Source organism: Sinorhizobium terangae (assembly GCF_029714365.1).
GTDB lineage: Bacteria > Pseudomonadota > Alphaproteobacteria > Rhizobiales > Rhizobiaceae > Sinorhizobium > Sinorhizobium terangae.
This window is the reverse complement of the sequence record NZ_CP121659.1, coordinates 2884391-2905388: the sequence shown is the minus strand read 5'-3', so window position 1 is coordinate 2905388 and position 20998 is coordinate 2884391. Positions and strand designations below refer to the sequence as shown.

The 20998-nt window shown below is 61.7% G+C and carries 17 protein-coding genes and 1 pseudogene; 15 read left to right on the top strand and 3 right to left on the bottom strand.

Annotated features, from left to right (window positions below):
* Positions 1 to 9: 9 nt before the first annotated feature.
* Positions 10 to 864: a non-homologous end joining protein Ku gene (gene ku / locus QA637_RS13885; RefSeq protein WP_283061849.1), complete on the bottom strand. Its 855-nt coding sequence runs from the start codon at positions 862 to 864 to the stop codon at positions 10 to 12.
* 11 nt (positions 865 to 875) lie between these two features.
* Positions 876 to 1148 (bottom strand): hypothetical protein, encoded by a 273-nt coding sequence (locus tag QA637_RS13880; protein WP_153436544.1) that lies wholly within the window; start codon positions 1146 to 1148, stop codon positions 876 to 878.
* Between the two features lie 301 nt (positions 1149 to 1449).
* Between QA637_RS13880 and tolQ the strand changes: the two genes are divergently transcribed.
* From tolQ to serA, 14 genes and pseudogenes are all read left to right on the top strand, one after another.
* Positions 1450 to 2169: a protein TolQ gene (gene tolQ / locus QA637_RS13875; RefSeq protein ID WP_136508078.1), complete on the top strand. Its 720-nt coding sequence runs from the start codon at positions 1450 to 1452 to the stop codon at positions 2167 to 2169.
* 27 nt (positions 2170 to 2196) lie between these two features.
* Positions 2197 to 2649 (top strand): protein TolR, encoded by a 453-nt coding sequence (gene tolR, locus QA637_RS13870; protein ID WP_136508077.1) that lies wholly within the window; start codon positions 2197 to 2199, stop codon positions 2647 to 2649.
* Positions 2650 to 2658: 9 nt separating this feature from the next.
* Positions 2659 to 3729, top strand: coding sequence for a hypothetical protein (locus QA637_RS13865; RefSeq protein ID WP_153436543.1), 1071 nt, complete (start codon positions 2659 to 2661; stop codon positions 3727 to 3729).
* Between the two features lie 81 nt (positions 3730 to 3810).
* The gene (gene tolB, locus QA637_RS13860; RefSeq protein WP_153436542.1) at positions 3811 to 5121 is read left to right on the top strand and encodes a Tol-Pal system beta propeller repeat protein TolB; all 1311 of its coding nucleotides are present in this window, start codon (positions 3811 to 3813) and stop codon (positions 5119 to 5121) included.
* A gap of 474 nt (positions 5122 to 5595) precedes the next feature.
* Positions 5596 to 6126: a peptidoglycan-associated lipoprotein Pal gene (pal, locus tag QA637_RS13855; RefSeq protein WP_153436541.1), complete on the top strand. Its 531-nt coding sequence runs from the start codon at positions 5596 to 5598 to the stop codon at positions 6124 to 6126.
* Positions 6127 to 6330: 204 nt separating this feature from the next.
* Positions 6331 to 7362 (top strand): tol-pal system protein YbgF, encoded by a 1032-nt coding sequence (gene ybgF, locus QA637_RS13850; RefSeq protein WP_283061847.1) that lies wholly within the window; start codon positions 6331 to 6333, stop codon positions 7360 to 7362.
* Between the two features lie 10 nt (positions 7363 to 7372).
* A pseudogene (tilS, locus tag QA637_RS13845) lies at positions 7373 to 8705 on the top strand (tRNA lysidine(34) synthetase TilS); the annotation flags it as partial.
* Between the two features lie 104 nt (positions 8706 to 8809).
* The gene (ftsH, locus tag QA637_RS13840; RefSeq protein WP_136508071.1) at positions 8810 to 10747 is read left to right on the top strand and encodes an ATP-dependent zinc metalloprotease FtsH; all 1938 of its coding nucleotides are present in this window, start codon (positions 8810 to 8812) and stop codon (positions 10745 to 10747) included.
* 406 nt (positions 10748 to 11153) lie between these two features.
* A complete protein-coding gene (glmM, locus tag QA637_RS13835) occupies positions 11154 to 12506 on the top strand; it encodes a phosphoglucosamine mutase (protein ID WP_153436538.1) in 1353 nt (450 codons plus the stop codon).
* A 292-nt stretch (positions 12507 to 12798) separates the two neighbouring features.
* Positions 12799 to 13563 (top strand): outer membrane protein, encoded by a 765-nt coding sequence (locus tag QA637_RS13830; RefSeq protein ID WP_153436537.1) that lies wholly within the window; start codon positions 12799 to 12801, stop codon positions 13561 to 13563.
* Between the two features lie 76 nt (positions 13564 to 13639).
* Positions 13640 to 14398, top strand: a complete 759-nt coding sequence (locus tag QA637_RS13825) for a hypothetical protein (protein WP_283061844.1) — start codon at positions 13640 to 13642, stop codon at positions 14396 to 14398.
* Positions 14399 to 14591: 193 nt separating this feature from the next.
* Positions 14592 to 15440: an outer membrane protein gene (locus tag QA637_RS13820; RefSeq protein ID WP_153436535.1), complete on the top strand. Its 849-nt coding sequence runs from the start codon at positions 14592 to 14594 to the stop codon at positions 15438 to 15440.
* A 163-nt stretch (positions 15441 to 15603) separates the two neighbouring features.
* Positions 15604 to 16782 carry a phosphoserine transaminase gene (locus QA637_RS13815; RefSeq protein WP_153436534.1) on the top strand — a complete coding sequence of 393 codons (1179 nt, stop codon included), beginning with the start codon at positions 15604 to 15606 and terminating at the stop codon, positions 16780 to 16782.
* Positions 16783 to 16862: 80 nt separating this feature from the next.
* Positions 16863 to 18458: a phosphoglycerate dehydrogenase gene (gene serA / locus QA637_RS13810; RefSeq protein WP_153436533.1), complete on the top strand. Its 1596-nt coding sequence runs from the start codon at positions 16863 to 16865 to the stop codon at positions 18456 to 18458.
* A gap of 107 nt (positions 18459 to 18565) precedes the next feature.
* Here serA and QA637_RS13805 read toward each other — a convergent pair whose 3' ends face one another.
* A complete protein-coding gene (locus tag QA637_RS13805; RefSeq protein ID WP_184108574.1) occupies positions 18566 to 19456 on the bottom strand; it encodes a DMT family transporter in 891 nt (296 codons plus the stop codon).
* Between the two features lie 206 nt (positions 19457 to 19662).
* Here QA637_RS13805 and QA637_RS13800 point away from each other — a divergent pair, with 206 nt between their 5' ends.
* Positions 19663 to 20961: an adenylosuccinate synthase gene (locus tag QA637_RS13800; protein WP_283061842.1), complete on the top strand. Its 1299-nt coding sequence runs from the start codon at positions 19663 to 19665 to the stop codon at positions 20959 to 20961.
* Positions 20962 to 20998 lie beyond the last annotated feature (37 nt).

Below are 20998 nucleotides of genomic sequence, written 5' to 3'. Positions count from 1 at the left end.
GGATCGTCCTCACGCCGATTTCCGCCGGCCGCGGCGCGAGGAGGATTGCGCCTTTGGCTGCGGCTTCTTCCCCTCGCCGCCTTCGAGGCTCTTCTTCAGCGCCGCCATCAGGTCGACGACATTGTCCCCACGCCGCTCCGGCCGTTCACCTTCCTCGACGGCGACCCGCGTCGACTTGCCTTTCATCTTGCGCTTGACGAGCTCCTTCAGCGCTGCCGTGTAGTTGTCCTTGAAGGCGTTGGCGTCGAAGGGCGCGGTTTTCTTCTCAATAAGGGCGCTGGCGACCTCCAGCAGCTCCTTTTCAGCTTTCTTGCCGGAGATGTCGGAAAACATCGGGTCGGCCTTCCGCAATTCGTCGGCATAGCGCAGCGTCTCCAGCAGCAGGCCGTCGCCGCAGGGTTTGACCGCCGCCAGATATTCGCGGCCTCTCAGTGTCAGTTGACCCAGGCCGATCCTTTCCGATTGCCGGAGCGCGTCGCGCACGACCCGGTAGGCATCCTCCGCAAGTTCATCTGCCGGGACGAGATAGTACGGCTTGTCGAAATAGAGGGGCGAGATGTCGGCGACGCCGACGAACTGAACCAGTTCCAGGGTCTTCTTTGTCTCGAGCTTGATCGAATCCACCTCCTTCGGTTCGAGGAGAACGTATTTGTCGTCCTCGTATTCGTAGCCCTTGACGATATCGTCGACGTCGACGGGCCCGACGCCTTCCACCACCTTCTGGTAGTGGATCGGCTTGCCCGAAGGTTTATGGATCTGGCGGAATGAGACGCTGGCGCCCGAGCGGGTCGCACTGAACAGCTCGACCGGGATCGAAACCAGCGAGAGACGAAGTTGACCTTTCCAAAGTGCGCGAGCCGCCATCGTTCCTCCATTCACCGGCCGAGCCTGCGGCGCGGCTCCGGCTCGTTGCGAGGAGGGTCACGCGCAAGCACGCGTTCGATGGCAGCGATGTGCTCGCCGGTGACGGTGGGGACGGGATCGGCAAGCAGTGCCTGGAGCACTTCCTTCGAAAGCACACCGTTTGCGATCGCCTCCTCGAAGGCGCAGCGTGTCTCTCGCTCGGCCTTCAATTGCGCATAGAGCGCAAGGATCAAGCGGTCGCGGGGGTCGAGCCGCGATGGCGCTGATTTCTCTTTTCCGGACATCTGGAGCGTCATGCGGGGAAAACGTGCGATAGCGTGGTGAAGTTCCAGAGCGTCCGCCACAGGAATGTCTGCCCGGTAACATTCCTTTAACCATAATGGTGTCTTAATCCGTGCATTAGGATTTGTGCAGTGCACGTCATCCTTTGACCAAAATTGACGGCAAGAAGGCAACCTGAAGCATTAGATCGCAATGCCGCGATCAGCGGCGATGCCGGGGCATTTTTGCAACAGGACGTTTGGGCGACCCGGTCATGAGCATGAACCGCTCTTGCCGGGTATTTGGATTCGGGGACTGGAAACGATGGAACAGGTTGGATTGGCCGCGACGAGCGATGTGACCCTCTGGTCGCTGTTCATGGAAGCGGGCTTTGTCGTGAAGCTGGTCATGCTGGGGTTGATCGCGGCCTCTGTCTGGACCTGGGGTATCGTCGTCGACAAGACTTTGAACTACGGCCGTGTTCGCCGTCAGCTCGATAATTTCGAGCAGGTTTTCTGGTCCGGCCAATCGCTCGAAGAGCTCTATCGCACGCTCTCCGACCGGCAGACGGCCGGCATGGGCGCGATCTTCGTCTCCGCGATGCGCGAATGGAAGAAGAGCTTCGAGCGCGGCGCCCGCTCGCCGATCGGCCTGCAGATGCGTATCGACCGCGCCATGGACGTGACGCTCGCCCGTGAATCGGAGACACTCGAGGCAAGGCTCGGCTCGCTCGCGACCATCGGCTCGGCCGCTCCCTTCATCGGTCTCTTCGGCACCGTCGTTGGTATCATGACCTCGTTCCAGGCAATCGCCGGGTCGAAATCGACCAACCTTGCCGTTGTCGCGCCCGGTATCGCCGAGGCGCTTCTTGCGACCGCTATCGGCCTGCTCGCCGCTATTCCGGCCGTTATCGCCTACAACAAGTTTTCCGCCGATGCCGGCAAGCTGACGGCGCGCATGGAAGCCTTTGCCGACGAGTTCTCCGCCATCCTGTCGCGGCAGATCGACGAGAAGCTGCAGTCCTCGCGCCAGGCCGCGCAATAACGACCCTCGAGCACGGAGACCACGCTGATGGGTATGGCAGTTGGCGGAGCCAAGGGTTCGGGCGGCGGGCGCCGTCGGCGCAATGGCAAGAAGGCGATCATGAGCGAAATCAACGTCACGCCCTTCGTGGACGTGATGCTGGTGCTGCTCATCATCTTCATGGTGGCGGCACCGATGATGACGGTGGGTGTGCCGATCGATTTGCCGGAGACGCAGGCCAAGGCGCTCAACTCCGATACCCAGCCGATTACCGTTTCGGTCAATCCGGCCGGTGAAATCTTCCTGCAGGAAACGCCGATCGGGATCGACGAGGTCGTTCCGAAACTCGAGGCCATTGCCACCACCGGCTACAACGAGCGCATCTATGTGCGCGGCGACACGAATGCCGACTACGGCACGGTGATGAAGGTCATGGCGCGGATCTCCGCGGCCGGTTTCAAGAACCTCGGCCTTGTCACGCTTCAAGAACAGGAAAAGTGATCCCCGGTCATGAAGGGCAGTCTCGCAACATCTGCTGTCCTCCACGCCCTGGTACTGACCTGGGCGCTGGTTTCGCTCGGTAGCCCGGCCGACTTCGAGGTCGCGGATGTCGAGGCGTTGCCCGTCGACATCGTCCCGATCGAATCGATCACGCAGATCCAGCAGGGTGACAAGAAGGCTCCCGCGAAGGAAAAGGCTTCCCCGGTTCCGACCAAGAAGCCGACGCCGGTCGAGAACGCCGAGAACGTCGGCGACAACGACGTGGACCTAAAGACACCGCCGACGCCCAACACGAAGCCGGTCCAGAATGAATCGGCGGCCGCGCCGGAGAAGACCGAGAAGGCGCTGCCGACACCGGATCCCGTCAAGGAGGAGATCGAGAAGGTCGAGGAACCCGAGCCGGCCTCCGAGCCCGCCACGGAAGTCGCGGCGCTGCCCGAGCCGAAGCAGGAGGTAAAGCCCGAGACCAAGCCGGAACCGGCCCCGGCCGAAGAGCAGCCGGCCGAAAACCCGGAGGCCGAGGCATTGCCGGACAAGGTGCCGACCCCGATGGCCAAGCCCAAGGTTGAAAAGCCGGCGCAGACGGCAAAGACACCGGAGCGCAAGAAGGAAGAGACCAAGAAGGAGCAGAAGAAGGCGTCCTCCGCCAAGGAGAGCGACTTCAATGCCGACGAGATCGCGGCGCTGCTCAACAAGCAGGAATCCTCCGGCGGCGGCGCGAAGCGCTCGACCGAGGAGGCGGCGCTCGGCGGCAAGAAGACGACCAGCGGCAACACGCTTTCGCAGAGCGAAATGGACGCGCTTCGCGGGCAGATCCAGAACAACTGGTCGATCATCCCCGGCATGGCCGACGCGGCTGATGTCCGCATCAAGGTAACGATGCGGCTCGACCCGAATGGCGAGCTGATCGGCGAGCCCGAAGTGGAAGCGAGCGGTGGCTCCGATGCGGCGCGCCGGGCGCTCATGGGCGGCGCTCGCCGCGCCATCCTCAAATCCGCACCCTTCAAGGGACTGCCGGCCGACAAATACGATTCGTGGAGCGAGGTCGTCGTCAATTTCGACCCGAGCTCAATGCTCTAAACAGGTTGGGGCGGGAGCGGGCGGAAAACCGCGCGCACTTTTCCTCATCCCGCCTAGAAAAATGAGAGGCTGAAAGGCTTTATGGAAATGCTGAGACGCAATTTTATTCGCCTCCTGATGGTGCTCGTCGCAGGCTGCGGGCTCGTTGCCTCGCCTGCTAACGCGCTCGTCGAGCTCAACATCAACAAGGGCAACGTCGAGCCGCTGCCGATCGCGGTGACCGACTTCCTGCAGGGGGAACTCGGTCAGAAGATCTCCGACGTCGTCGCTGCCGATCTTAAGCGCTCCGGCCTTTTCGCACCGATCGACAAGGGCGCCTTCATCGAGAAAGTTTCCAACCCGGATGCTGCCCCGCGATTTGAGGACTGGAAGGTCATCAATGCCCAGGCGCTCGTCATCGGTCGCGTCACCCAGGAAGGCGACGGCAGGCTGAAGGCGGAATTCCGTCTCTGGGATACCTTTGCCGGCCAGCAGATGCTGGGCCAGCAATTCTACACGCAGCCGGAAAACTGGCGCCGCGTCGCCCACATCATCGCCGATGCGATCTATGAGAGGATCACCGGCGAAAAGGGCTATTTCGACACCCGCATCGTCTATGTCGCCGAAAGCGGTCCGAAGACGGCGCGCAAGCGCCAGCTCGCGATCATGGATCAGGATGGCGCCAATGCGCGTGCGCTCACCAACTCGAACGACATCGTACTGACCCCGCGCTTCTCGCCGAACCGTCAGGAAATCACCTACATGTCGTTCGAGAACCAGCAGCCGCGCGTATACCTGCTGCAGCTCGAAACCGGACAGCGCGAGGTGGTTGGCAACTTCCCGGGCATGACCTTCGCGCCGCGTTTCTCGCCGGACGGCCAGCGGGTGATCATGAGCCTGCAGCAGGAAGGCAACGCGAACATCTACACGATGGACCTGCGCTCCCGCACCACGACGCGGCTGACCAACACCGCGGCGATCGACACGTCGCCGTCCTATTCGCCGGACGGCAGCAGGATCGTTTTCGAAAGCGACCGCGGCGGCAAGCAGCAGCTTTACGTCATGGGCGCCGACGGGTCGGGCCAGACGCGCATTTCCTTCGGTGACGGCGCCTATTCGACGCCGGTCTGGTCTCCGCGCGGCGATCTCATCGCCTTCACCAAACAGTCGGGCGGCAAGTTCTCGATCGGCGTCATGAAGCCAGACGGTTCGGGCGAGCGCATCCTCACCACCGGCTTCCACAATGAAGGCCCGACCTGGGCGCCGAATGGCCGCGTGCTGATGTTCTTCCGCCAGAATGCCGGTGCCGGCGGGCCGCAGCTCTATTCGATCGACCTCACCGGTTACAACGAGCAGCCGGTCCAGACCCAAGGCTTTGCATCCGACCCGGCCTGGTCTCCCCTGATGGAATAAAGCGCACGAGAGGAGCGCGAGCGGTTCTCCGCCCGCATCCCGCGTCTTTACTTGCTGAAGCGCGCCGCGGCCGATTCACGCGGCGCGCTTCTTTGTTTGGTGCATGTCGTAGCCTACGGCATGTTTCCTTAAATCGTCGCCGATTTAGGATAAGAACTTGCAGCACTTCAGAGCGCTACAGCTACTTTTGCGCGTCTGATAAGACGCGCGGCGCTGCAGGACCGCTGTGCATCTCCGGATAGCGTGGACCACAACCGATCACATTTACGATCTGCGCGAAATTATCGTGATCGGGTGTCCACAGGTGTGGCGGGAAATGTGGCCGATGTGCCGCTTTCTCGCCGCAAAGTGCTGTTCTAGCAGGCGCCCCACGCAAATTATCGATTTGTTAACCATAACAGTTGAAAAGCAATTAACCGCTTCCGGTTACAGTCTGGCAACCGTGAATCAGACACTTCCAAGGAGACCCGGCCCATGAGCCGAATTGACACCCCGGCCGCGAGCCGCATGCAGACCATCGCCCGCAATCCTGTCATGATCGCTCTCGTTATGACGCTCGCTCTTGCCGGCTGCGCTTCCAAAAAGAACCTGCCGAACGATGCCGCCGGCCTCGGACTTGGCGCAGGTGCTGCAACGCCGGGTTCGCAGCAGGACTTCACCGTCAACGTCGGCGACCGCATCTTCTTCGATACGGATTCCAGCTCCATCCGCGCCGATGCCCAGGCGACGCTCGACCGTCAGGCCCAGTGGCTGGCGAAGTACCCGAACTACGCGATCACTGTCGAAGGCCACGCCGACGAGCGCGGCACCCGCGAGTACAACCTGGCGCTCGGCGCCCGCCGTGCCGCGGCGACCCGCGACTATCTCGCCAGCCGCGGCGTTCCCGCAAATCGCATGCGCACGATTTCCTACGGCAAGGAAAAGCCGGTTGCCGTCTGCGACGACATTTCCTGCTGGTCGCAGAACCGCCGCGCCGTTACCGTTCTCGGCGGCGCCGGCATGTGATCGTCCGGCCACTGATGTGGAGGTTTGAAGGGGCGGCCACGGGCCGCCTTTTCTTTTTTACCACACTTTGGCCGAACTCCGTTGCTTTTTCACAGCGATTGGAAAACTGTGCGGCACTCACCTTTAGAATCGGCGACAGTATCGAGTATCGCGGACCGTGATCGCAGGGGTGGGAGTATTCGGTATTCGAACAGGACAAATGAAATGAAGAAATTTGTCGTGGCAGGACTGATTGGTCTTGTGGCCCTCTCGGGTCTCGGGCCAGCGGCAAATGCCATGCCACTTTCCGGGCTTTTCGCCCGCTTGACCCATGCCGATGCCGCCAGCAAACAGAACTTGCCGGTGGTGAAGGTGCAGTCGGCCGACCTCGGACGGATCGGTCAACTCGAGGAAGAGATCCGCTCGCTCAACGGGCGTATCGAGGAAATGAGCTTCCAGCTCTTGCAGATGCAGGAACAGATCCGGAAGTTCCAGGAGGACAACGAGTTCCGCTTCCAGGATCTCGAAAACGGCAAGTCCTCTTCCAAGAAGAGCGGCGCAGTCGAAACGCCGAAATCCAGTGATCAGGCGTCCGTCACCCCCGGGGTGACGGATAGCCAGACCCCGGCGGCGCCTTCTGCCGGCGGCAACGACATGGCGGCAACGGGCGCCAATCCCGGCTCGACGGGTGCTTCGCCGCCGACGACGTTGGGGCAGATCATTTTCGACGAGAGCGGCAATCCGATATCGGCGACCACGGACGCTGAACCTGGCGCCAACGCCACGCTCCCCGGCGTCGACAACGGGACGGCGAACTCCGCCGGTGCGGGTATCAACGCCAATCCGGGCACCGAGCAGCAAACCGCTTCTCTCGACAATCCCGGAGATCTCTACCAGTCCGCCTACGGACACGTGCTTTCCGGCGATTACTCCATGGCGGAACAGGAGTTCCGTGACTATCTCGACGTCTTTCCCAATGGCGACAAGGCGGCCGATGCCAGTTTCTGGATGGGTGAAGCCCAATATTCGCAAGGCAAGTACAGCGACGCAGCGAAGACCTTCCTGAACGCGCATCAGGCTCATGGCAAATCGCCAAGGGCGCCCGAGATGCTGCTGAAGCTCGGAATGTCGCTTGGCGCTCTCGACAACAAGGAAACCGCTTGCGCCACGCTGCGCGAGGTGAACAAGCGCTACCCCAAGGCTTCGCCCGCCGTGAAGGCCAAGGTGTCGAGCGAACAGAGCCGCTTTGGCTGCTGAGGCCCGCGGCGTGCCCGGAGCCGTCATAGCCGCGGCCAGACAATTCCTGCGTTCCTTCGCCAAACCTTGCCGGATTCTCGTGGCTGTCTCCGGAGGCAGCGATTCCAAGGGGCTTCTTCTTGCGCTCCACTCCGTAATCGGAAACAGGGATCGCGACGGTTTCTCGCTTGCAGCCTGCACGATCGATCATGCCTTGAGACCGGAATCCGCGGATGAAGCGGCAGCCGTGGCAGCGTTCTGCGCCGAGCTAGGTATTCCCCATCGTGTCTGCCGTTGGGAAGGCAACAAGCCGCGAACCGGGATCCAGGCGGCCGCACGCCTGAAGCGCTATGAACTGCTGGCCGATGCTGCCGCCGAGCTCGGCGCCGATTGCATCGCCACCGCACACACGCGAGATGATCAGCGCGAGACGGTCGCGATGCGCAGTGCACGCGGCGAAGGGGAGGGGCCCGGCAGCGCCGGCATGGCGAGCGCCGTGCTATACGGGCGCCGCATCTGGGTGTTGAGGCCATTCCTTGGCCTAAGCCGTGCCGACATACGGGCATTCCTCACCGCGCGGGGTGTCGAATGGCTCGATGATCCGAGCAACGCCAATCCGCTGTTCGAGCGTGTTCGTGTGCGGACCGAACTCAAAGCTTCGCAAGAGGCGCCCGTTGCCCCATGGAGCGCCGCGCAAAGGGCCGCGTCATCGGCGCGGGCAGCCGCCTTGATCGAACGTCATGTCCGCGTGCACGAGACTGTCGTGGCTGAGGTTGCGGCGGCACAGGCGGGAAACATGAGCGATACCGATTGGCGTCGCGCGCTTTTGTCCGTCGCCGCAGTTCTCGGCGGCCGCAATCATTTGCCGGGGCATGCGACGATCGAGCGCATAGCCGGCTTTGTGCAAGCGGGCATCGCGGGACGCATGACGGCGGGAGGCGTTGTCTACGACCGGCGTCCAAACGGTCTCTATCTCTACCGTGAGGCGCGCAGCCTGTCCGATTGCGTTGTCGGTCCCGGCGAAGCGAACGTATGGGACGGGCGCTTCAGCGTGACGAACGGCGGGCGCTACCCGGTGATAGTGACTGCCTCGCACCGGGATAGTCAATGGGATCAAAGGCTTATTGATGCCGGTCTGCTCCCCGGCATCGCCAAACGAGCCGCCCGTGCAGCGCCACACATCGCTCCAGCGCCAGCCGATGCCGCCGGCTTGGTCCAGGCTAAAGTCGAATGCCGCATTGCCCTTTACGACACCTTTTTGCCCGGTTTTGACCGGACTATGGCGAATGCGGTCGCGATGCTTTTCGGGCGCGAACCTTACCCCGCTCCGCCGGTATTCGATGATTTTGACAGAAATGGAGAGGGACCTGGCGGTTTGCCTTGGCAAGGCCACGCCAGAACCTTATGTTAAGGAACAAGACTGTAGCTCGGAGAAATCTCCGAGCTGCGACAGGTTCCGGGGAGTTCGATGAACCCTAATTTTCGTAATTTTGCCCTCTGGGCAATCATAGCGCTTCTCCTGATTGCGCTGTTCAGCATGTTCCAGCAGCCGACGGAGCGCGCCGGTTCACGCGAAATTCCATTCTCGCAGTTTCTGAAGGACGTCGACGCCAGCCGCGTCAAGGAAGTCGTGATCACCGGCTCGAAGGTGATCGGCAGCTACTCCGAAAGCGGCGCCACCTTCCAGACCTATGCGCCTTCCGTCGATACCGCTTTGACCGAACGGCTGGAAGCCAAGGACGTTACGGTCACCGTGCGTCCGGAAACCGACGGATCGTCGGGCTTCCTGAGCTATATCGGCACGCTGCTGCCGATGCTGTTGATCCTCGGCGTCTGGCTGTTCTTCATGCGGCAGATGCAAGGCGGCTCTCGTGGGGCCATGGGCTTTGGCAAGTCCAAAGCCAAGCTCCTGACCGAGGCGCATGGCCGTGTCACGTTTGACGATGTCGCCGGCGTCGACGAGGCCAAGCAGGACCTCGAGGAAATCGTCGAATTCCTGCGCGATCCGCAGAAATTCCAGCGCCTCGGCGGGCGCATCCCGCGCGGCGTGCTGCTGGTCGGCCCCCCCGGCACCGGTAAGACGCTGCTTGCCCGCTCGGTTGCCGGCGAAGCGAACGTGCCCTTCTTCACGATCTCCGGCTCCGACTTCGTCGAAATGTTCGTCGGTGTCGGTGCGTCGCGCGTCCGCGACATGTTCGAGCAGGCGAAGAAGAACGCCCCGTGCATCATCTTCATCGACGAGATCGATGCCGTCGGCCGTCACCGCGGTGCCGGCCTTGGCGGCGGCAACGACGAGCGCGAGCAGACGCTGAACCAGTTGCTCGTCGAAATGGACGGCTTCGAAGCCAATGAGGGGATCATCCTGATCGCCGCGACCAACCGTCCCGACGTGCTTGACCCGGCGCTGTTGCGCCCGGGCCGCTTCGACCGCCAGGTCGTCGTGCCGAACCCGGACATCAACGGTCGCGAACGGATCCTCAAGGTGCATGTCCGCAACGTGCCGCTGGCACCGAATGTCGACCTCAAGGTCCTGGCGCGCGGCACGCCGGGCTTCTCCGGCGCGGACCTGATGAACCTGGTCAACGAGGCTGCGCTGATGGCGGCGCGGCGCAACAAGCGCCTTGTCACCATGCAGGAATTCGAGGACGCCAAGGACAAGATCATGATGGGTGCGGAGCGTCGCTCCTCCGCCATGACCGAGGCCGAGAAGAAGCTGACCGCCTATCACGAGGCCGGCCACGCGATCGTTGCGCTTAACGTTCCGACCGCCGATCCGCTGCACAAGGCGACCATCATTCCGCGCGGCCGCGCGCTCGGCATGGTGATGCAGTTGCCCGAGGGCGACCGCTACTCGATGAGCTACAAGTGGATGATCTCGCGTCTCGCCATCATGATGGGCGGTCGCGTTGCCGAGGAACTGACCTTCGGCAAGGAGAACATCACCTCCGGCGCGTCCTCCGACATCGAGCAGGCGACGAAGCTTGCACGTGCGATGGTGACACAATGGGGCTTCTCCGATCAGCTCGGACAGGTCGCCTATGGCGAGAACCAGCAGGAGGTCTTCCTCGGTCACTCCGTCGCGCAGCAGAAGAACGTTTCGGAAGCGACCGCACAGAAGATCGACAATGAGATCCGCCGGCTGATCGACGACGCTTACGGAACGGCGCGTCACATCCTGACGGAGAAGAACCACGAATTCGTAGCCCTCGCCGAAGGCCTGCTGGAATACGAAACTCTGACCGGCGACGAAATCAAGGCGCTGATCCGCGGCGAGAAGCCTGCACGCGACCTTGGAGACGACACGCCTCCGCATCGTGGCTCGGCCGTCCCTTCCGCCGGCACGAAGAAGGAAGCCGGTGCCAAGGGCGAGGAGCCGGAAGGCGGCTTCGAACCGCAGCCGCAATAAGAGTGGTCGGAAAGGAAATCAGAGGCCGCCGCGCCGAAAGGAGCGGCGGCTTTTTGTTGGGCATATTCGTCCAAAGTGTCTTTCGCGCGCTTGGTAACGCGATGTAATGATTTCTGATGATAGGATTGCTGCCGTTTGCTGCGGTTTTATGCCAAAGATGAATCAAATATGCCTGATCTGCGCTGGACGCGAGCGGGCAGCAGCAATAGAGGGAGCCGCTACTGCACGATGCATCATGCAGCAGTTCACAGTGCTACAGCGACCTTGGCGCGTCTGATTGGACGCGCGGCGTTGTAGGGCGTCAACTCTGGATACGAGGTCCGGCGATATGAAACCCAATCGCGGAACACGCAGACAGACGCGGCCGGTAAAGTCGATCCTGCCGAACCAGGACCATGGAGTTCTTATGAAGCGTAAATATTTCGGCACTGACGGCATTCGCGGCCAGTCCAATATTTTCCCGATGACGCCAGACCTCGCCATGCGTGTCGGCATCGCTGTCGGAACGATCTTCCGTAATGGAGCGCACCGCCACCGTGTCGTGATCGGCAAGGACACGCGCCTTTCCGGTTATATGCTCGAAAACGCAATGGTCGCCGGCTTCACCGCCGCCGGACTCGACGTCTTCCTGCTCGGACCGATCCCGACGCCAGGCGTCGCCATGCTGACGCGATCGTTGCGCGCCGATATCGGCGTGATGATCTCGGCCTCGCACAATCCATTCCGTGACAACGGCATCAAGCTCTTCGGACCCGATGGCTACAAGCTTTCCGACGACATCGAGGAAAAGATCGAGGAACTCATCGACCAGGATATGTCCGGCCAGCTTGCCAAGCCCGAGGATATCGGCCGGGCCAAGCGCGTCGATGGCGACATCTACCGCTATATCGAACAGGCGAAGCGGACGCTGCCGCGCGACGTCACGCTGAAGGGACTGCGTATTGCCATCGACTGCGCCAACGGCGCCGCCTACAAGGTTGCCCCGTCCGCGCTCTGGGAGCTCGGCGCCGAAGTGGTGACGATCGGGACGGAGCCGAACGGCGTCAACATCAATCTCGAATGCGGCTCGACGCACCCGGCCGCCCTGTCGAAGAAGGTTCACGAAGTCAGGGCCGATATCGGCATCGCACTCGACGGCGACGCGGACCGCGTCCTGATCATTGACGAAAACGGAACCGTCGTCGATGGCGACCAACTCATGGCGGTGATCGCCGACAGCTGGGCTGCGGACGGGATGCTGAAGGGTGGCGCCATAGCCGCGACGGTGATGTCGAATCTCGGCCTCGAACGCTATCTCAAGGGCAGGGGCATCGGACTGCACCGCACCAAGGTCGGCGACCGCTATGTCGTCGAGCAGATGCGCCAGGATGGCCTGAACGTGGGTGGCGAACAGTCCGGCCACATCGTGCTCTCCGATTTCGGGACGACCGGCGACGGTCTGGTGGCTGCGCTGCAGATTCTCGCGGTGGTCAAGCGGCAGGGCAAGTCGGTCAGCGAGGTGTGCCATCGCTTCGAGCCCGTACCGCAGATCCTGAAGAATGTTCGCGTGTCGGCGGGCAAGCCGCTCGAGCATCCGTCCGTGCAGCAGGCCATCGCCGACGCCGAAGCGGGTCTTGCCAAGAATGGCCGCCTGCTGATCCGTCCGTCTGGAACGGAACCGCTGATCCGAGTCATGGCGGAAGGCGACGACCGCAGCCAGGTCGAGCGCATCGTCGATGAACTCGTCAACGTGATCGGCAGTGTCCGCAGCGCGGCTTGACCTTCAAGCTACTCCAGAAAGTAGTATCAAGGAATTAAAGCATTCACTGTTTCAACAAACAGTAATGATCAGCAACGCTGAACAGCTTGGAAAGGCCGGCACCGATTGCCGGCTTTTTTATTGTCACGAGGCATCGGTTCAGGGTCGAGGAACATCAGCAACTGTTAAAAAACATAGTAAATTTCTATGCTTAATCCGATATTAACCCCCGCATGCGATTTCTGACGCAACATCAGTTGCAGTATCCGGCCGAGGCAACGCGGCGCGGGTCAGAACATTCGCGGGGCATATTATGAAGAGACCTCTGATTGCATGCATTGCCGCATTGGTGGGCGGCGCTCCAGCTTTTGCTGCCGACCTTTACGTCGAAGATCCTGCGCCGGTTGTGGTGCCGGGCGGCTGGTATCTGCGCGGCCATCTCGGCATGAGCAACCAGAAGCTTGGCAGCATGCACCACCCGTTGATGGACCAGGTCGAACTTCACGAGTTCCTCGATGAGGGAAGCTTCGACAGTGCACCGCTCGCGGGCGTCGGTGTCGGCTATCAGTTCAACGACTGGCTGCGCCTCGACGGCATCGTCGAATATCGCGGCAAGGCCGACTATTCGGCGCTCGACCGCTATGGCCATACCACACCGGGCGGTCCTGTCTGGGATGCGACGAATGATTACGATGGCGCCAAGTCGGAATGGCTGCTGATGGCCAACGCCTATGTCGATATCGGCGACTGGTACGGCGTAAAGCCCTATGTCGGCGCGGGCATTGGTGCGTCGCGCAACACGATCTCGCGGTTCCGCGACGTCAACGTGCCGACCCAGGGCGTTGCCTATGCCGGAGACGAATCCACCTGGAACTTTGCCTGGGCCCTTCATGCCGGCGTCGCGTACCAGGCGACCGAGCGGCTGGCGATCGATTTCGGCTACAGCTACGTCGACCTCGGCGATGCCAAGACTGGCAGAATCCGAAGCTACGACAATACCGTGAACGAGGGCCCGATGAATTTCGACCACATCACCTCGCACGACTTCAAATTGGGTATGCGCTACGCGCTGCAATAACGCGGGGCGCATGGCCACACCTTCGTTTTCGGGGCCGCCACGCGGCCCCTTTCGATTGCGGTTAAAGCACGGACAGATGAAGACGCTCGCGACCTGCTTCTTTTTCCTCTTCGCCACACTCGCCCATGCCGGATCGGCCCCGAAGTTCGCTTTGGCCGACCCGAGCGACGTCGTCGCGCAACGCTTCCTCCCCGGGCATGATTTTGAAATCGGAATGACCCGGTCAGAGGTCGAAGCGATCATTTCGCGGAAATATGCGCACTGGCAGAAGACGGAAAATCGCGAAGGGCTAAAAGCGAAGCAGGACGCGGCATCCGCAACCTTTACCGAATCGATAACGCTGGAGTCGCGCGGGCAGTCGCCGATTGCCGATGTCTATCGGCTCGATTTTACCTCGCCCCTGTCGGGTGGTACCGTCTACAGCATTATACGCGACGTCAAATTCTCTCATCTGCCGAAGGATCGCCTCGCTTCAGACGAATGGAAGAAGACGATTGCGAGATACTGGGGAAAGCCATACGCGGCCGTTGGGCCGGATCGCGACAATCTCGTTCAGGCGATCTTTTTCTTCAATGACGCCGGTGTCGCCACGGCTCGGGACAAGGCCTTCTGCACGACCATATTCGGGAAAGTGGGCGCGATATCGCGAAAAGCGGCCGACGGCGACGTCGCGGAAGTGATTACCGGAATCGAAAGAGAGGGGTGTCGCTTCTTCACAGAAGCAAGGGCGATCGTGGGCGAAGGCGGTTTGCTCGTGCGAACCGCATCGCGGCGGACCGATATGCTTTCCTATGCGCGAGACTTGGCAGCGCGCGCTTCGCATGCCGGCCGGTGATTCACTCGAACCGGCCCTCCAGATACTTTTGCGGCAATCGTCCTCCTAACGCTCCAGCCTTCACAATGCTGGTTTCCTAAATTTTTCGTCAAACAACATGCTTAACCGCTGGTTAACTTGTCCCTGCCAATAGTTAACGCAGGTCCGGCCACCACGAAGGTCGGTCCGACGGCATTGACGAAAGGGCATACGGATGGACTGGCGGCACGGGATCTGCGGGATCGCACTTGGCGCTGGTCTGGGCGCTGGACTGCTGGCGTCCGGTGCGGCACATGCAGCAGACGATGAATTGCTTGACGCGCCGGAGATCACCATTTCCCCCGAAGCAAACGATGTCGGTGGTGTCTATTTGCGCGGCGACATCGGCTATGCGCCATGGCGCGACGAGGGCGATCCGTCCTATCGCACTTTCGACGCTGGAACGGGCACCTACGACAACGTCCCGTTCGACAATGCCCGCTTCGACAAGCCGATCTCGGGGACGATCGGCATTGGCTATCGGTTCAACGATATCGTGCGTGCAGACGTAACAGCGGAATATTTCGAGGGGCGGTTCGACGGCTCGTCGCTGTCAGCCGCTCCCTGCGCGGGCCAGGGCGCCGGAACGTCATGTGCTTTTTCGCATGACGCCAATTTTTCCGCGCTCGGCCTCATGGCGAACGGTTATGTCGACCTGGCGACGCTCGCCGGATTTACGCCGTATATCGGCGCCGGCATCGGTGCCACCAACATCAACTGGAACACAGTTCGCGAGACCGCGACCTGCATCCCTGGCGGCGGCGTCTGCGCCGGTGGCGCTGGCGGAACGTCCTATGAGGGAGAGGATAGCTGGCGCTTCACCTATGCGCTCATGGCCGGTGTCTCCTATGACATCACCGACCGGCTGAAACTCGATCTCGGCTATCGTTATTCCCGCATAGCGGATGGAGATATGTTCAACTTCGGGGCGGAGGCACTTGCCGGCGCCCGCGGCGCCAAGGGCCACGACGACGGCCTTTCACGCCATGAGATCCGCGCGGGCCTGCGCTTCTCGCTCTGGTGACGACCGTTCGGCAGTCGCACCGACGGTTTTTGCACTTTGCCCAGAACGCCGAATATTTTTTCAAAAGCGACGCAAGCCGCTTGACTTCCTCTCGGACCCACAATATTCCCGACGGCGGGACACCCCTCCCCAACGAGGGGCTTCTATCTGAGAGGATAGCATTATGACGAAGCCTGCCAAGCCGGACGTGCGTCCGGCAAATACCCATTTTTCTTCTGGCCCCTGCGCAAAGCGCCCTGGTTGGACGCTCGACGCTCTCTCCGATGCCGCACTCGGTCGCTCGCACCGGGCGAAGATCGGCAAGACGAAGCTCAAACAGGCCATTGACCTTACCCGTGAAATTCTTGAAGTGCCGGCCGACTACCGCATCGGTATCGTGCCCGCCTCCGATACCGGCGCCGTGGAAATGGCGCTCTGGTCGCTGCTCGGCGCCCGTGGCGTCGATATGCTTGCCTGGGAAAGCTTCGGTGCCGGTTGGGTGACCGACGTGGTCAAGCAGCTGAAGCTTCCCGACGTTCGCAAGTTCGAAGCAGGCTATGGCGAACTGCCGGATCTCGCCAAGGTCGATTTCGACCGCGATGTCGTCTTCACCTGGAACGGCACGACCTCGGGCGTGCGCGTGCCGAATGCCGAATTCATCCCCGCGGACCGCAAGGGCCTGACGATCTGCGACGCGACCTCCGCCGCCTTTGCTCAGGAGCTCGATTTCGCCAAGCTCGACGTCGTCACCTTCTCCTGGCAGAAGGTGCTCGGCGGTGAGGGGGCGCACGGCATCCTCATCCTTTCGCCGCGCGCAGTCGAACGGCTGCTGACCTATGCACCGGCGTGGCCGTTGCCGAAGATCTTCCGCCTGACCAGCGGCGGCAAGCTGATCGAGGGCATCTTTGCCGGCGAAACAATCAACACGCCGTCGATGCTCTGCGTCGAAGACTATATCGACGCGCTCCTTTGGGCGAAGTCGGTTGGCGGCCTCAAGGGACTGATCGCCAGGGCAGACGCCAACGCCGACGCGATCCATCGGTTCGTCGACGCAAATGCCTGGATTGCAAACCTGGCGATCAAGGCGGAAACCCGCTCCAACACCTCTGTCTGCCTCAAGATCGTCGACAAGGACGTATTGGCCCTTGATGCCGACGGCCAGGCCGCTTTCGCGAAGGGCGTCGTTGCCCTGCTCGAAAAGGAAGGTGTGGCCCACGATGTCGGCCACTATCGCGATGCCCCCTCCGGTCTGCGGATCTGGGCTGGTGCCACTATCGAAACTTCCGACATGGAAGCGCTGATGCCGTGGCTCACCTGGGCTTTCGAGACCCAGAAGGCGACGCTGTCGCAGGCCGCCGCCTGATCCAAGCGATAAGCTTCGCTCGCAGACGAGCGAAGCCAATCCCGCATCCCTTTCAGAACTGATCCTTAAGGAGGCCTCTCATGGCACCTCGCGTTCTCGTATCCGATGAACTGTCGGAAACCGCCGTCCAGATCTTCCGCGACCGCGGCGTCGAAGTGGATTTCCAGCCGAAGCTCGGCAAGGACAAGGAAAAGCTCGCCGAGATCATCGGCAACTACGACGGTCTCGCCATCCGCTCCGCCACCAAGGTGACGGAGAAGCTGATCGCTGCCGCCACCAATCTCAAGGTCGTCGGCCGTGCCGGCATCGGCGTGGACAATGTCGACATCCCGGCTGCGTCGCGTCGCGGTATCATCGTCATGAACACGCCCTTCGGCAACTCGATCACCACGGCCGAGCATGCGATCGCGCTGATGTTTGCCGTCGCCCGGCAACTTCCCGCAGCCGACGGTTCCACCCAGGCCGGCAAGTGGGAAAAATCGAAGTTCATGGGCGTCGAGATTACCGGCAAGGTGCTGGGCGTCATCGGCGCCGGCAATATCGGCTCGATCGTCTGCGCCCGCGCCATCGGCCTGAAGATGCACGTCATTGCCTATGATCCGTTCCTGTCGAAGGAGCGCGCCGAGGAGATGGGCGTCGTCAAGGTCGAGCTCGACGAGCTTTTTGCGCGAGCGGATTTCATCACCCTGCACGTGCCGCTGACCGACAAGACCCGTAGCATCATCGATGCAGAAGCAATCGCCAAGATGAAGCCGGGCGTGCGCATCATCAACTGCGCGCGCGGCGGCCTCGTCGTCGAAAGCGCGCTTGCGGAGGCGTTGAAGTCCGGCCATGTCGCCGGCGCCGGCTTCGACGTCTTCGAGGTAGAGCCCGCCACCGAAAGCCCGCTCTTCGGTCTGCCGAACGTCGTCTGCACGCCGCATCTCGGTGCCTCCACGACGGAAGCGCAGGAGAACGTGGCGTTGCAGGTTGCCGAGCAGATGGCCGACTACCTGGTCAATGGCGCCGTCTCGAACGCGATCAACATGCCGTCGATCACGGCGGAGGAAGCGCCGATCCTGAAGCCCTTCATCCGGCTCGCCGACGTTCTCGGCGCCTTCGTCGGCCAGGTCACGGAAAGCGCGATCAAGGAAATCGAAATCCTCTATGACGGCTCCACGGCGGGCATGAACACCAAGGCACTGACGAGCGCGGTTCTCGCCGGCCTGATCCGGCCGCAGGTAGCCGACGTCAACATGGTTTCCGCGCCGGTCATGATCAAGGAAAAGGGCGTGATCCTTTCCGAAGTGAAGCGCGACAAGTCCGGTGTCTTCGACGGCTATATCAAGCTGACGGTGACGACGGCGAACCAGACCCGTTCGGTCGCAGGCACGGTCTTCTCCGACGGCAAGCCGCGCTTCATCCAGATCAAGGGCATCAATCTCGACGCCGATGTCGGCAAGCACATGGTCTATCTGACCAACACGGATGTCCCGGGCATGATCGGCTTCATCGGCACGACGCTTGGCGACGCTGGTGTCAACATCGCCAACTTCCAGCTCGGCCGTGAGAAGGAAGGCGGCGACGCCATCGCTCTGCTTTATGTCGACGGTCCGGTCTCCGAGACGGTGCTCGACAAGCTGCGTGCCAACGCGGCAATCCGCCAGGCGAAGCAACTGGTGTTCAATATCGATTAAACGGAAGCATTCCGGAACTCGGTCACAGCGCCGCACGTCTTTCAGATGTGCGGCGCTATCGCATTTTTATGTGGAGGCGGGCAACGGCCTTGCCGGCGCCGTTCCTGTCATCGCGGCAGTTTGGGGCGGCCGCGTTCCGCGATGGCAATGCCGCCAAGCACCAGCAGCAATGCTACCAGGTGAAAGGGATGAAACGTCTCGCCCACAAGAAGCACGGATAGAAGCGTTCCGAACACCGGGATGGCGTTGATGAACAGGCCGGCGCGATTGGCGCCGATCATCTCCACGCCACGCACGTATAGAACCTGCGACATCAGCGACGGGAAGATCGCGGCATAGACCACGATCGCCCAGCCGCTGGCATCGGGCACGATCGCGTTGCCGTCTGAGAATTCCCAGATGAGGAGCGGGACGGCGCTCACCAGCGCCCCGAAGGCCGGTGCCGCGATGAAGCTCTGCCAGTGCATGTTCGGCTTCCAGCGCAGCGCGACGGTATAGGCGGCATAAACGATACAGGCGAGGATCATCAGTGCGTCGCCGAAATTGAACTGCAACTGCAAGAGGCTCGCGAGGTCGCCATGCGCGGCGGTGATCAGGACGCCGATCAGCGTCACGGTGAAGCCGATGACCTGCGCGACTGAAGCTTTCGTCCGGAAGAGGGCGAAGTTGAAGAGGAAGATCAGCATCGGAATGCCGGCCTGCAGGATCACTGCGTTGATAGCGCTCGTATATTTCACCGCGGAATAGAGGAACGCATTGAACATCGTGAAGCCGACGGCACCATAGGCAAACAATTGCAGCCAGTGCTCACGGATCTTGTCCCAGTCGCGACGGATCTGCGGCGTCATCAATGCCAGGATGACGGCAAGCGCGACCATCCAGCGCAGTGTCGTCAGCATCATCGGGCTGACGTGTCCGACGGCCATTTTGCCTGCGACTGAATTGCCGCCCCAAAAAAGCGAAGTTATTGCGAGATAGAAATAAGCCCTGGCGTTCACGATGCTGCGATCCATGTGGGACGGGAAATGGAGTGCCGGAGAGGCGGGAGAGCAGCAGAGATATAGGCGCTAAATCCATCGCTTGTCATGCAAAAAGGGCGCCGCGCGGGTCACAACGGGGTCGCTTTCCGCAGGACAACACAGTATAGATGCGCGGGTTTCAGGATGGCGCAATCCCTTCTGCGCGTGCGAACAGGAAGAAAATTATGACGAATGTCGTGGTGGTCGGGTCCCAGTGGGGCGACGAAGGCAAAGGCAAGATCGTGGACTGGCTCTCGGAGCGCGCGGACATCGTCGTGCGATTCCAGGGCGGCCACAATGCCGGCCATACCCTGGTGATCGACGGCGTCAGCTATAAGCTGTCGCTGCTTCCCTCCGGCGTCGTTCGTCCCGGCAAGCTCGCCGTCATCGGCAACGGCGTCGTGATCGACCCCCATGCGCTGATTGCGGAAATGGACAAGCTCGCCAAGCAGGGCGTGAAGGTCACGCCCGACAATCTGCGCATCGCCGACAATGCGACGCTCATTCTGTCGCTGCACCGCGAGCTCGACGGATTCCGTGAGGATGCCGCCTCGAACAGCGGCACCAAGATCGGCACGACACGCCGCGGCATCGGCCCGGCCTACGAAGACAAGGTCGGTCGCCGCGCCATCCGCGTCATGGACCTTGCCGATCTCGATACCCTGCCGGCGAAGGTCGATCGGTTGCTGACGCACCACAACGCACTGCGCCGCGGGCTGGGCGAAGCGGAGATCAGCCATCAGGCGATCATGGACGAACTCTCCTCCGTCGCAGCGCGGGTGCTGCCGTTCATGGACACGGTCTGGCTGCTCCTCGACAAGGAACGCCGCAAGGGCGCGCGTATCCTTTTCGAGGGTGCTCAGGGCACGCTGCTCGATATCGATCACGGCACCTACCCCTTCGTCACCTCGTCCAACACGGTTGCCGGCCAGGCCGCTGCCGGTTCCGGCATGGGTCCGGGATCGCTCGGCTATATCCTCGGCATCACCAAGGCCTATACGACGCGCGTCGGCGAAGGGCCGTTTCCGACCGAGCTTAACGATGAGGTCGGCCAGTTCCTCGGCGAACGCGGCCATGAATTCGGGACCGTCACAGGGCGCAAGCGCCGCTGCGGCTGGTTCGACGCCGCGCTCGTGCGTCAGTCGGTTGCCGCCAACGGCATCACCGGCATTGCGCTCACCAAGCTCGACGTGCTCGATGGCCTCGACGAGTTGAAGATTTGCGTCGGTTATACTCTGGACGGACAAGAGATCGACCACCTTCCGGCAAGTCAGGCGCAGCAAGCTTCGGTAAAGCCAGTCTACATTACGCTTGAAGGCTGGAAGGAATCGACGGTTGGTGCCCGCAGTTGGGCCGATCTTCCGGCACAGGCGATCAAGTATGTTCGCCAGGTCGAGGAACTGATCGGCGCACCGGTTGCACTTCTTTCGACGAGCCCGGAACGCGACGACACAATACTTGTGACGGATCCTTTTGAGGACTAGTGTCCCGCAACGACAGTGGCGTCGTGATTGCGGGCGC